Raw genomic sequence first — 13,559 nt, 5'->3', positions numbered from 1 at the left:
TTAAACCAGCGCCGCGGAATTACTCCCCGACGCGCTCATTAATTGCCTGCGGATTGTACGTGATAAACATCGCATCACCGTAACTAAAAAAGCGATATTTCTCTTCTACTGCCGCTTTATAGGCGTTCATGGTGTGTTGATAACCGGCAAATGCGGAAACCAGCATAATCAGCGTTGACTCCGGCAGATGGAAGTTAGTCACCAGCGCATCGACTACTTTGTACTGGAAGCCGGGATAGATAAAGATTTGTGTATCATCGAAAAACGGTTCAATCAGATCGTTTTTCGCCGCCTGGGCCGCACTCTCAAGCGAGCGAACAGAGGTGGTGCCAACCGCTATCACCCGGTTACCACGCGCTTTCGCAGCCAGCACTGCGTCAACCACATCCTGCGGCACTTCTGCATATTCCGAGTGCATGATGTGGTCTTCAATGGTGTCGACGCGTACCGGCTGGAACGTACCCGCCCCCACATGCAGGGTCACGAATGCCATCTCCACGCCTTTGGCGCGTAATTTTTCCAGCAGCGGTTCGTCAAAGTGCAGTCCGGCGGTCGGTGCTGCTACCGCGCCTGGTTTTTCGCTATAAACCGTTTGATAAAGTTCGCGGTCTGCATCTTCGTCCGGACGGTCGATGTACGGCGGCAGTGGCATATGGCCGATGCTGTTGAGAATATCCAGCACCGAGCGCTCATCGTTAAATTCGACTTCAAACAGCGCGCCGTGACGAGCGGTCATTGTTGCTTTGATGCTTTCGTCATCGCCCAGCAGCAATTCAGCGCCCGGTTTTGGCGCTTTCGAGGCGCGAATATGCGCAAGAATGCGTTTGTCGTCGAGCATCCGCTCAACCAGCACTTCAATTTTACCGCCGCTAGCTTTTCGCCCAAACAGACGCGCCGGGATCACGCGGGTATTGTTAAAAACCAGAAGATCGCCGGGGTTGAGCTTATCGAGTAAATCGGTGAAAGTACCGTGCGTCAGCGCGCCCGTCGGCCCGTCCAGCGACAGTAAACGACAGCTACTGCGTTCAGGCATGGGATAGTGGGCAATCAGGGATTCGGGCAATTCAAAGGAGAAATCGGTAACGCGCATGACACTGACTCAGACTAAAATAAGAGGCGGGTAGTCTAGTGCCGGGGCGCTCTCCCTGCAACCTTTACCCCCCTTTGGATAGAATATAATCGATGAATTTTTTAGCTCACCTGCATTTAGCCCATCTCGCTGAAAGTTCGCTTTCCGGCAATTTACTGGCTGATTTTGTTCGCGGAAATCCTGACGAAAGTTTTCCGCCCGACGTGGTTGCAGGTATTCATATGCATCGGCGTATCGATGTGTTAACCGACAATCTGCCGGAAGTCCGCGAAGCGCGGGAGTGGTTTCGCAACGAAACTCGCCGCGTTGCGCCTATTACGCTGGATGTGATGTGGGATCACTTTCTTTCCCGCCACTGGTCGCAGCTGTCGCCGGACTTTCCGCTACAGAAATTTGTCTGTTATGCCCGCGAACAAGTGATGACGATTTTGCCGGACTCACCGCCGCGCTTTATCAATCTGAATAATTACTTATGGTCAGAGCAATGGCTGGTGCGCTATCGCGATATGGATTTCATCCAGAGCGTGTTAAACGGCATGGCAAGCCGTCGCCCACGTCTGGATGCTCTGCGTGACTCCTGGTACGATTTAGACACCCATTACGACGCCCTTGAAACCCGCTTCTGGCAATTTTATCCGCGGATGATGGAGCAGGCGTCACGCAAAGCGTTGTAGGGTATTAATTCATCCACACCGTGGCTGATATCGCGGGCAACGTCAGGATCTCATCGACCAGTTGTCCGTTCCCTTCTTTGCATTGCCATTGCGCGACATTAAGCAACGGCGATGCGGGTAGCACCACTTCACACGCTTCACCACGGTTGATTGCCACTAGCACACGCTGCTGATTGAGCACACGCACAAACACCACCACGTTATCTTCCGCATACAACACCTGACTGCCGCCACGACGCAATGCCAGGCTCTTCTTACGCAGCGCAATCATTCGCTGGTACAGCGCGAATAGTTCCGTATCTTGTTTTTCCGGGTCCCAGGGAAAAGGTTTACGACAAAATGGATCGTTATTGCCGTCCAGCCCCACTTCATCGCCGTAATAAATACACGGCACACCAGGCCAGGTGAACAGCCAGACGACCGCCAGTGGCAGACGCGTAACATCCCGTCCGAGTAACGTTTTAAATCGCGCGGTATCGTGGCTATCGAGCTGGTTAAACATACGCAGTTGCTGTTGATGAGAAAGCCCGGCACGGTAATTGTCCATCCAGGTCATACAGATTTGAGCGTCAATCTGCTGCGGATCGTAAGAGACATCGGTATTAGCGAGAAAGCCCCACAGCGGAAAAGTAAAGCCGCGATAGTTCATCGATGCATCCTCCACATCGGCCTGTAACCATTGCCGCGCATCGCCAAAATATTCACCGACAATGTACGCTTCTGGCTGGGTTTCTTTCGCCGCCTCAGTGATGCCGGCGACATGCTGCAAATTATTGCGCGCCCCGCCCGCTTCCCCCAGCATATGCACCACATCCAGCCGCCAGCCGTCCATATTCCACGGCGCTTTCAGCCAGTGACGGACAATGCTGTCTTCACCGCGATAAATTTCATTCACCAGACTTTCCGACTGATAATCCAGTTTTGGCAGGCTGGCATAGCCCAGCCAATCGAGCGCCGTGCCGTCATCGCGAAACGAGTACCAGTCGCGCCAGGGCGATTCGGGGTTATGGCAAGCGCCGCCCGTCCCGCGATTGTGCCTGTCAAACCAGGCATGAGAATCGCCACTGTGGTTAAACACGCCGTCCAGCATCAGGCGCATTCCTTGCTGCTGCGTGTTGTGTCTCAAACGCAGCAACGCCCCGTCGCCGCCAAACTGCGGATCGACGTGGCGATAATCTTCGGTATCGTATTTGTGCACGCTGGGTGCTTTAAACACCGGATTAAGATACAGCGCCGTCACGCCGAGTTTTTTCAGGTACGGCAGTTTTTCGCTTATCCCGTCCAGATCGCCGCCATAGAACGTTGATCCGCCAGCCTGTGCCGTGACCGGTTCATCCCAGTCACGTAATATGATTTTCCGCCCGGCGGCGTGATGATAATAGACATGATCCTGATCGGCATTACGAGGCAGACTCCGGGCAAAACGATCCGGGAAGATCTGATAAAAAATCTGATCCGCCGCCCATTGTGGCCCGATATCTGGCACATCGACGGCAAACTGTTCCAGCCGTGCTGGTGGTATTGGGCTGAAACCTTGCGGCGTAAACCAACGCTGGCGATCGTGCCACAGCAATTTGAAACTGTAGCGCCGCCGTGGTTGCCCGGTGGCGAGAGAGAGCGCTCCCCGCCACGCCGTCACGCCTGGCTGCGGCTGGCTGCGCTGTTTATGCATCGGTATTGATGTTTCTTCGTTATCGTTTTCCATGCGCAACATAATGCGCTGTGGCGGCTCTTCGCCCGTCAGCCACAGTGTAATGAGCAGTTGATCTTTGCTTTGTTTAACAAATGGGGGCACCGGCAGGTGCCATGCATTTAACATCATAATTCCCCTGTGATGAAAATGTGTTCACCTTGCCATAGCCTAATGCAGGATCACTCATCATCTGAAGGATATTTGGGGGAGGAGAACGGGGGCGGATAATTTTCGGAATAGCCGGATCAGGTTTTGCTCCTGATCCGGCGACAAAAGGCAGGAATTAGTGGTTTTCTGCCAACTGGCGATCGTGGCGGCGTTTAAACATCCAGCCAATCAACAGCACCACAATCCACGCAAAACCAACGTACAGAGAGATACGCGTTTCAGGGTGATAACCAATCAGTCCGATGATAAAGAGCAGGAAAACCAGCCCAGTGATGGTCGTTGCCACCCCGCCAGGAACTTTAAATTTCAGCGCTTTAACTTCTTCTGGCGGCAGGCGGCGACGGAAGGCAATCTGCGACAGCAGGATCATAATCCACACCCACACGGTAGCGAAGGTCGCCAGCGAGGCAATCACCAGGAAGACGTTTTCCGGCATGATGTAGTTCAGATACACCGCAAACAGCAGCGCGGTAGTCATGACCAGCACCGTGACCCACGGAATACCGCGACGCGACGTTTTGCTGAAAATTTTCGGCGCACTGCCCTGCTCTGCCATGCCGTGCAACATACGGCCTACGCCAAACACGTCGCTGTTAATTGCCGACAAAGAGGCTGTCAGCACAACGAAGTTAAGAATGCTGGCGGCAAAGGTAATCCCCAAATGCTGGAACGTCAGCACGAACGGGCTACCAGCAGTACCAACCTGATTCCACGGATAGATAGACATAATGACGAACAGCGTACCAACATAGAACACCAGAATACGCATCGGCACTGAGTTAATCGCGCGCGGAATAGACTTCTCCGGCTCTTTCGCTTCACCGGCGGTAATACCAATAATTTCAATACCACCGTAGGCAAACATCACCATTTGCAACGACATCACCATGCCAAGCCAGCCGTTACTGAAGAAGCCGCCGTTGCTCCACAGGTTATGGATACCGGTCGGTTGCCCGCCGTTGCCAATCCCCCAAATGATGATACCGAAACCAGCAACGATCATGATGATAATGGTGGCGACTTTAAAGAACGAGAACCAGAACTCCAGCTCACCAAAGACTTTCACGCTCATCAGGTTAATGGCGCAGATAATCAGCACCACGCTCAACACCCATATCCAGTGCGGCACCGTCGGGAACCAGACGCCCATATAGATACCGAAAGCGGTCACATCGGCGATGGCGACAATAAGGATTTCAAAGCAGTAGGTCCAGCCGGTGATATAACCTGCCAGCGGGCCAAGGTTTTCCTGCGCATAACGCGAGAAAGAGCTGGCGGCCGGGTTATGTACCGACATTTCTCCCAGCGCACGCATAATGATATATGCCGCGACACCACCGATAATATAGGCCAACAACACGCTCGGTCCGGCCATTTTGATGGCGTCCGCCGAACCGTAAAACAACCCGGTGCCAATTGCTGAACCCAGTGCCATAAAGCGTATGTGTCGGGTACTTAGCCCACGCTTTAGCTTGTTCTTACTTTCCATCAATTCCTAACCCATCAACACAATAAAAAACCACGGGGCATCGCAGCCCCGTGGTTAAAACAAATTTACAGTGATTTAGTGGGCGCTGGAGGTCACCTGACGACCTGCTGCGCGATCCCAGATAATGGCCAGAACCACCATCACCACCGTTGGCATTAACCACGCCAGACCTTGTTCGGCCAGCGGTAAACGCTGCGCCCAGGACGGTAAAATATCGCTGAATGCAGATGCTTTGATCCCGTCGAGAATACCAAAAAGCAGGCTGATAAACATCGGCGGAGCAATCACGCGGGACGAATTATGCCACCATGAGCGTGTAAAACTTAATACAACCAGTGCGATACACGGCGGATAAATGGCAGTCAGCACCGGTACAGAGATCTGAATCAGCTGGCTTAAGCCCAGATTAGACACCACCATCGAGAAGCCGCCGAGGATAAACACCAGCGTACGGTATGAGAGCGGGATGTATTGAGCGAAGAATTCCGCACAAGCGCAGGTCAGGCCAACCGCCGTTACCAGACAAGCGATGAAGATTAACGCCGCCAGCAGGAAGCTACCGCCGCCGCCAAAGGTGTGCTGAACGTAAGCATGCAGAATAGCGGCACCGTTCGCGGATTGATCAACCAGCGACGCGCTGTCTGAGCCCAGACGGAACAGCGCCAGGTACAGCAGAGTCAGACCAACACCCGCCATCAGGCCAGCCCAGACGGTATAACGGGTCAGCAGACGCGCTTCAGTAACGCCGCGAGAACGCGCCGCGTTAACAATAACGATACCAAACACCATCGCGCCCAGCGTATCCATGGTCAGATAGCCGTTAACGAAGCCGTTAGAAAACGCAGCGTTTTGATAAGCCTCAGTTGCCGTGCTGATAGAACCCGCAGGCCAGACAATCGCCGCAACAGACAGGATGACCAGCGCGATAATTTTCAGCGGCGCAAGGAAGTTGCCCACGGTATCCAGCAGCTTGCCCGGATAGAGCGAAACCAGAATAACGATAGCGAAATAGACCAGGCTGTAGATAAACAGCGGCAGTGCGGAGTCACCCGTCAGCGGCGCAATGCCCACTTCAAAGGAGACTGTTGCCGTACGCGGTGTTGCAAACAGCGGCCCTACCGCCAGGTAGCAGACTGTTGCCAACAGCACGCCTGCGACTTTACCGATTGGTGTGCTCAGACTGTCAACGCCGCCGCCAACTTTCGCCAGCGCCACTACCGTTAATACCGGCAGACCAACGGCAGTAATAAGGAAGCCGAATGCCGCAGTCCAGACGTGTTCGCCTGCCTGCAAGCCGACCATAGGAGGGAAAATAATGTTACCTGCGCCAACGAACAACGCAAATGTCATAAAGCCCAGAGCGATGATATCGCGCGATCTTAACTGATGGGTCATAAATCATACTGCCTGTGGATGTGGTGTTGTAACGTTAAATTTTGTGCCAATCCCTGGGGATGATACAGCGGTATATTTAAACAATTTTAGCGGGAAATACTCCCAACCAGGCGCGGCGAAGAATAGTTTTTCGATTTACCGCGTGAATGCAGTCAGTATGACAGCACCTGAAGCGCAATTTAAACGCTTATAACGTTTTAAAGCAAGGAGGGATCTAAAAACCAGAGGGATATAATGATAAGAAATCACAAACCAGTATAAAACACTATTTCCGTGAAAAAGATATGGCTTATCATGCGAACAAAAAATCACCAGACATGGTAAAATTCAGCGCCCGATTTTTGACTGCAAAGAAAAAAAGCCAGCATCGGCTGGCTTATGGCAACAAAAAATGACAAAGGCGGATTAATCGCTATTTTTGGCAATTAAACGTTCCGGCAGAACAAAACTGAAACGCGTACCTTTGCCCACCGTACTTTCAATATTGAGCCGGCTTTCATGATGATTTACCGCATGCTTCACGATCGCTAACCCCAACCCGCTACCGCCAGTTTGTCGGGAACGCGCTTTATCAACGCGATAAAAACGCTCGGTCAGGCGCGGAATATGCTCCGGTGCAATGCCCGGTCCATTATCTTCAACACTAAATTCGGCACCGTGCGGCACTCGCTGCCAGCGTACGGTGATATGCGTACCTTCCGGCGTATGATTCACGGCGTTATAGACCAGATTCGAAATCGCACTGCGTAACTGGTCTTCGCTGCCAGACACTTTGAGGCCGTTATCAATCTCAAAGGTAAATGTCTGTTTTTGCTGGCTCAGCGTCTGAGCTTCACGCTCAACGACGCGCAGCATCATCGGCACATCAACCTTCTCATTCAGCAACTGCGTCGGCGCGGCTTCAATTTTCGACAAGGTCAGTAACTGCTTCACCAGCCCTTCCATCCGCTGAGTCTGCTCACGCATGGTGTGCAATGCTTTTTCGCGTACCGCGCCTTCCAGCGGCTGCTCATCCATCATCTCCAGGTAACCCTGTAACACCGTCAATGGCGTGCGTAACTCATGGCTTACGTTGGCAAAAAAGTTGCGTCGCGCCCCTTCCAGTTGATGCATTTGCGTGACATCTCGCGCCACCATCAGCAACTGTTTATGGGTATAAGGCATGACACGAATTTCCAGATGCCGCCCGGTGTTGAGCACCAGATTGAGCGGGCGAGAAAAATCACGCGTTTTCAGATATTGCGTAAACTCCGGATAACGCAGCAGGTTAAGGATGTTCTGCCCGTTATCTTCCGGCCAGCGCAGACCAAGAATTTGTTGCGCCAGACCGTTACACCAGAAAATCCCACCCTCTTCCGTGGTCAGGACCACCGCATCGGGTAGCGACTCCGCGCCGCTACGAAAGCGTTTGATAAGATTACCCAGCTCGCGGCGGCGTTTTTTATTACGCAGTTGCATCTGGTGTAAACCGTACAGCAGCGGTTCCCAGCTACCACGCCCCGGTGGCGGGGTCATACTGCGATCCACCCACAGCCACCATGAAAGGCGCAATAAATTCCAGAAATGCCAGATAAGCAGTCCTGTTACCGATGCCAGCAAAAACCAGGGCAGGTAACCAAAAAATGCACCCAGGATGAAAGCCGGGAGGCAGCAAAGTAGCAGCTCCAGCACCAGCCTTTTCCACGACAGCCGTTCCAGCACGTAAGATACTCCAGTTAAGAAATCATAAGCCCTGCTCTGCGTCCGATGAGCAAGGCGTTAAAAGCGGGTTGAAAAACGATATCCTGTACCGCGCACGGTCTGCACCATGCGGTCATGCCCGCCGGGTTCCAGTGCTTTACGCAGGCGGCGAATGTGGACATCGACCGTGCGGTCTTCTACATATACGTTGGTTCCCCAGACGTGATTTAGCAGTTGCTCGCGACTGTACACGCGCTCGGGATGCGTCATAAAAAAGTGCAGCAGTTTAAATTCAGTCGGCCCCATCTCCAGCGGTTCTTCGCCCGCCATCACCCGGTGAGATGTCGGGTCGAGACTTAGCCCCTGCATCTCAATCACCTCTTCCACCGCCATCGGCGATATACGGCGCATTACCGCTTTGATTCGCGCCACCAGCTCCTTCGGCGAAAACGGCTTGGTGATATAGTCATCCGCACCGGTTTCAAGGCCGCGCACGCGATCTTCTTCTTCCCCTCTGGCGGTCAACATCACAACCGGAATATCACGGGTCATCGACTCACGCTTGAGATGTTTGATGAACTGGATACCGGAGCCGCCGGGTAACATCCAGTCGAGGAGAATTAAATCCGGCCAGGGTTCATTCAGTTGGTTCACAGCACTGTCATAATCTTCCGCTTCGACCGGCTGGAAGCCATTTTGCTCGAGCACGAAGCAGACCATTTCGCGAATTGGAGCTTCATCTTCTACGACCAGAATACGTCTCGCCATGATTTGCCCTGTTGTAATAAATAGATTGCGATCATTAATGCGACGTCATTATGCGTCAGATTTATGACAGATTTATGAAAAGCACGCCGCACATCCTTTCAGGTTATTGATTTCTGTGGTGCAGAAAAAAGCAAATAGCGCACCTGTTTGGGTATAATCGCGCCCATGCTTTTTCGCCAGAGAATCGTTATGCGCATCCTTCACACTTCAGACTGGCATCTCGGCCAGAACTTCTACAGTAAAAGCCGCGAAGCTGAGCATCAGGCTTTTCTTGACTGGCTGCTGGAGACAGCACAAACCCATCAGGTGGATGCGATTATTGTTGCCGGTGATGTTTTCGATACCGGCTCACCGCCCAGTTACGCCCGCACGTTATACAACCGTTTTGTTGTCAATTTACAGCAAACTGGCTGTCATCTGGTGGTACTGGCAGGAAACCATGATTCGGTCGCCACGCTGAATGAATCGCGCGATATCATGGCGTTCCTCAATACTACCGTGGTCGCCAGCGCCGGACATGCGCCGCAAATCTTGCCTCGTCGCGACGGGACGCCAGGCGCAGTGCTGTGCCCCATTCCTTTTTTACGCCCGCGTGACATTATTACCAGCCAGGCGGGACTTAACGGTATTGAAAAACAGCAGCATTTGCTGGCAGCTATTACTGATTATTATCAACAACACTATGCCGATGCCTGCAAGCTGCGCGGCGATCAGCCTCTGCCCATCATCGCCACGGGACATTTAACGACCGTGGGCGCCAGTAAAAGTGACGCCGTGCGTGACATCTATATTGGCACGCTGGACGCGTTTCCGGCACAAAACTTTCCGCCAGCCGACTACATCGCGCTCGGGCATATTCACCGCGCGCAGATTATTGGCGGCATGGAACATGTTCGCTATTGCGGCTCCCCCATTCCACTGAGTTTTGATGAATGCGGTAAGAGTAAATATGTCCATCTGGTGACATTTTCAAACGGCAAATTAGAGAGCGTGGAAAATCTGAACGTACCGGTAACGCAACCCATGGCGGTGCTGAAAGGCGATCTGGCGTCGATTACCGAACAGCTGGAACAGTGGCGCGATGTATCACAAGAGCCACCTGTCTGGCTGGATATCGAAATCACTACCGATGAGTATCTGCATGATATTCAGCGCAAAATCCAGGCATTAACCGAATCATTACCTGTCGAAGTATTGCTGGTACGCCGGAGTCGTGAACAGCGCGAGCGTGTGTTAGCCAGCCAACAGCGTGAAACCCTCAGCGAACTCAGCGTCGAAGAGGTGTTCAATCGCCGTCTGGCACTGGAAGAACTGGATGAATCGCAGCAGCAACGTCTACAGAATCTTTTCGCCACGACGTTGCAGACCCTCGCCGGAGAACACGAAGCATGAAAATTCTCAGCCTGCGCCTGAAAAACCTGAACTCATTAAAAGGCGAATGGAAGATTGATTTCACCCGCGAGCCGTTCGCCAGCAACGGGCTGTTTGCCATTACCGGTCCAACAGGTGCGGGAAAAACGACCCTACTCGATGCCATTTGTCTGGCGCTGTATCACGAAACCCCGCGCCTCTCTAACGTTTCGCAATCACAAAATGATCTCATGACCCGCGATACCGCCGAATGTCTGGCGGAAGTGGAATTTGAAGTGAAAGGTGAAGCGTATCGCGCGTTCTGGAGCCAGAATCGGGCGCGTAACCAGCCGGACGGTAATTTGCAGGTGCCACGCGTAGAGCTGGCGCGCTGCGCAGACGGCAAAATTCTCGCCGACAAAGTGAAAGATAAGCTGGAACTGACGGCGACGTTAACCGGACTGGATTACGGGCGCTTCACCCGTTCGATGCTGCTTTCGCAGGGGCAATTTGCTGCCTTCCTCAATGCGAAACCGAAAGAACGCGCGGAATTGCTCGAGGAGTTAACCGGCACCGAAATCTACGGGCAAATCTCGGCGATGGTTTTTGAACAGCATAAATCGGCCCGTACTGAGCTGGAGAAACTGCAAGCGCAGGCCAGCGGCGTTGCGTTATTAGCGCCAGAACAGCTGCAATCGCTTACAGATAGTTTGCAGGTACTCACTGACGAAGAGAAACGGTTACTCACTGCGCAGCAGCAAGAACAACAATCACTTAACTGGTTAACGCGTAAGGACGAGTTGCAGCAGGAAGCCAGTCGCCGTCAGCAGGCACTGCAACAGGCGTTAGCCGAGGAAGAAAAAGCACAACCGCAACTGGCAGCCCTCAGCCTGGCGCAACCGGCACGAAATCTTCGTCCGCACTGGGAACGCATCGCAGAACACAGCGCGGCGCTGGCGCATACTCGCCAGCAGATTGAAGAAGTAAATACTCGCTTACAGAGCACAATGGCGCTTCGCGCGAGCATTCGCTACCACGCGGCGAAGCAGTCAGCAGAATTACAGCAGCAGCAACAAAGCCTGAATGCCTGGTTACAGGAACACGATCGCTTCCGTCAGTGGAACAACGAACTGGCAGGTTGGCGTGCGCAGTTCTCCCAACAAACCAGCGATCGCGAGCATCTGCGGCAATGGCAGCAACAGTTAACCCATTCTGAGCAAAAACTTAATGCGCTTGCGGCGATCACGTTGACGTTAACTGCCGATGAAGTTGCTAGCGCCCAGGCGCAATATGCTGAGCAACGCCCACTGCGTCAACGCCTGGTTGCGCTGCATGGGCAGATTGTTCCCCAACAAAAACGTCTGGCGCAGTTACAGGTCGCTATCCAGAATGTCACTCTGGAACAGACGCAACGTAATGCCGCACTTAACGAAATGCGCCAGCGTTATAAAGAAAAGACGCAGCAACTTGCCGATGTCAAAACCATTTGCGAGCAGGAAGCTCGCATTAAAACGCTGGAAGCCCAGCGCGCGCAGTTACAGGCAGGTCAGCCTTGTCCACTTTGTGGTTCCACCAGCCACCCGGCGGTCGAGGCGTATCAGGCGCTGGAACCGGGCGTTAATCAGGCCCGGCTATTAACGCTGGAAAACGAAGTGAAAAAGCTCGGCGAAGAAGGCGCGGCGCTGCGCGGGCAACTGGACGCCTTAACGAAGCAGCTTCAGCGTGATGAAAACGAAGCGCAAAGCCTCCGGCAAGATGAGCAAGCACTTACTCAACAATGGCAAGCCGTCACGGCCAGCCTCAATATCACCTTGCAGCCACAGGACGATATTCAACCGTGGCTAGATGCACAAGATGAGCACGAACGCCAGCTGCGGTTACTCAGCCAACGGTATGAATTACAAGGTCAGATTGCCGCGCATAATCAGCAAATTATCCAGTATCAACAGCAAATTGAACAACGCCAGCAGCAACTCTTAACGGCATTGGCGGGTTATGCACTGACATTGCCACAGGAAGATGAAGAAGAGAGCTGGTTGGCGACACGTCAGCAAGAAGCGCAGAGCTGGCAGCATCGCCAGAACGAATTAACCGCGCTGCAAAACCGTATTCAGCAGCTGACGCCGATTCTGGAAACGTTGCCGCAAAATGATGAACTCCCGCACAGCGAAGAAACTGTGGCGCTGGAAAACTGGCGGCAAGTTCACGAACAATGCCTCGCGTTGCAAAGCCAGCAGCAAACGTTGCAGCAACAGGAGGTTCTGGCAGCGCAAAGTCTGCAAAAAGTTCAGGCGCAGTTTGACACCGCGCTACAGGACAGCATTTTTGACGATCAGCAGGCATTTCTTGCGGCGTTAATGGATGAGCAGACGCTAACTCAGCTGGAACAGCTGAAACAGAATCTGGAAAACCAGCGTCGTCAGGCACAAGCGCTGGCCACTCAGACAGCTGAAACACTGGCACAGCATCAGCAACACCGACCTGGCGGACTGGATCTCACGGTGACGGTGGAACAGATTCAGCAAGAGTTAGCGCAAACTCACCAAAAGTTGCGTGAAAACACCACTCGCCAGGGGGAAATTCGCCAGCAGCTGAAGCAGGATGCAGACAACCGTCAGCAACAACAAACCTTAATGCAGCAAATTGCACAGACGACGCAGCAGGTTGAGGACTGGGGATATCTTAATTCGCTGATTGGCTCCAAAGAGGGCGATAAATTCCGTAAATTCGCTCAGGGGCTGACGCTGGACAATCTGGTCCATCTGGCTAACCAGCAACTTACCCGGCTGCACGGTCGCTACCTGTTACAGCGTAAAGCCAGCGAGGCGCTGGAGGTCGAAGTTGTCGATACCTGGCAGGCAGATGCGGTACGCGATACCCGTACGCTTTCCGGCGGCGAAAGTTTCCTCGTGAGCCTGGCTCTGGCGCTGGCACTTTCGGATCTGGTCAGCCATAAAACGCGTATTGACTCGCTGTTCCTCGATGAAGGTTTCGGCACGCTGGATAGCGAAACGCTGGATACCGCCCTTGACGCACTGGATGCCCTGAACGCCAGTGGTAAAACCATCGGGGTGATTAGCCACGTTGAAGCGATGAAAGAGCGTATTCCGGTGCAGATTAAAGTGAAGAAGATCAACGGACTGGGCTACAGTAAACTGGAAAGCGCGTTTGCGGTGAAATAACTATTCAGCAGGATAATGAATACAGAGGGGCGAATTATCTCTTGGCCCGGATGGTCGTTATCCTGCAAGC

At 53.1% G+C, this 13,559-nt stretch carries 9 protein-coding genes; 3 read left to right on the top strand and 6 right to left on the bottom strand.

All coding sequences use genetic code 11. The features are described 5' to 3' along the window. Positions 1-19: 19 nt before the first annotated feature. Positions 20-1,090, bottom strand: a complete 1,071-nt coding sequence (gene queA / locus FEK46_RS13865) for a tRNA preQ1(34) S-adenosylmethionine ribosyltransferase-isomerase QueA (protein WP_130206226.1) — start codon at positions 1,088-1,090, stop codon at positions 20-22. Between the two features lie 92 nt (positions 1,091-1,182). On the opposite strand from queA, the gene acpH reads away from it, so the two are divergent. Next, on the top strand, positions 1,183-1,764 hold the full coding sequence (acpH, locus tag FEK46_RS13860) for an ACP phosphodiesterase (RefSeq protein ID WP_130206223.1): 582 nt from the start codon (positions 1,183-1,185) through the stop codon (positions 1,762-1,764). A 4-nt stretch (positions 1,765-1,768) separates the two neighbouring features. On the opposite strand, the gene malZ is transcribed toward acpH, so the two are convergent. The 5 genes from malZ to phoB form a co-directional block, all read right to left on the bottom strand. Then, a complete protein-coding gene (gene malZ, locus FEK46_RS13855) occupies positions 1,769-3,586 on the bottom strand; it encodes a maltodextrin glucosidase (RefSeq protein WP_135560013.1) in 1,818 nt (605 codons plus the stop codon). A gap of 154 nt (positions 3,587-3,740) precedes the next feature. Continuing rightward, the gene (proY, locus tag FEK46_RS13850; protein WP_130206219.1) at positions 3,741-5,114 is read right to left on the bottom strand and encodes a proline-specific permease ProY; all 1,374 of its coding nucleotides are present in this window, start codon (positions 5,112-5,114) and stop codon (positions 3,741-3,743) included. Positions 5,115-5,189: 75 nt separating this feature from the next. Beyond that, a complete protein-coding gene (brnQ, locus tag FEK46_RS13845; protein WP_130206217.1) occupies positions 5,190-6,509 on the bottom strand; it encodes a branched-chain amino acid transporter carrier protein BrnQ in 1,320 nt (439 codons plus the stop codon). Between the two features lie 405 nt (positions 6,510-6,914). Further along, positions 6,915-8,210, bottom strand: a complete 1,296-nt coding sequence (gene phoR, locus FEK46_RS13840) for a phosphate regulon sensor histidine kinase PhoR (RefSeq protein ID WP_130206215.1) — start codon at positions 8,208-8,210, stop codon at positions 6,915-6,917. A 57-nt stretch (positions 8,211-8,267) separates the two neighbouring features. Further along, positions 8,268-8,957, bottom strand: a complete 690-nt coding sequence (phoB, locus tag FEK46_RS13835; RefSeq protein ID WP_000113933.1) for a phosphate response regulator transcription factor PhoB — start codon at positions 8,955-8,957, stop codon at positions 8,268-8,270. A gap of 189 nt (positions 8,958-9,146) precedes the next feature. Here phoB and sbcD point away from each other — a divergent pair, with 189 nt between their 5' ends. Next, positions 9,147-10,349, top strand: a complete 1,203-nt coding sequence (gene sbcD / locus FEK46_RS13830) for an exonuclease subunit SbcD (RefSeq protein ID WP_130206213.1) — start codon at positions 9,147-9,149, stop codon at positions 10,347-10,349. Continuing rightward, a complete protein-coding gene (gene sbcC / locus FEK46_RS13825; protein WP_135560014.1) occupies positions 10,346-13,489 on the top strand; it encodes an exonuclease subunit SbcC in 3,144 nt (1,047 codons plus the stop codon). Before sbcD ends, sbcC begins: the two co-directional genes overlap by 4 nt. The last annotated feature ends 70 nt before the right edge of the window (positions 13,490-13,559 follow it).

Source organism: Escherichia sp. E4736, assembly GCF_005781225.1.
Taxonomy (GTDB): Bacteria; Pseudomonadota; Gammaproteobacteria; order Enterobacterales; family Enterobacteriaceae; genus Escherichia.
Note: the sequence above shows the minus strand (reverse complement) of the source record. Positions and strands in the feature narration are given on the sequence as shown.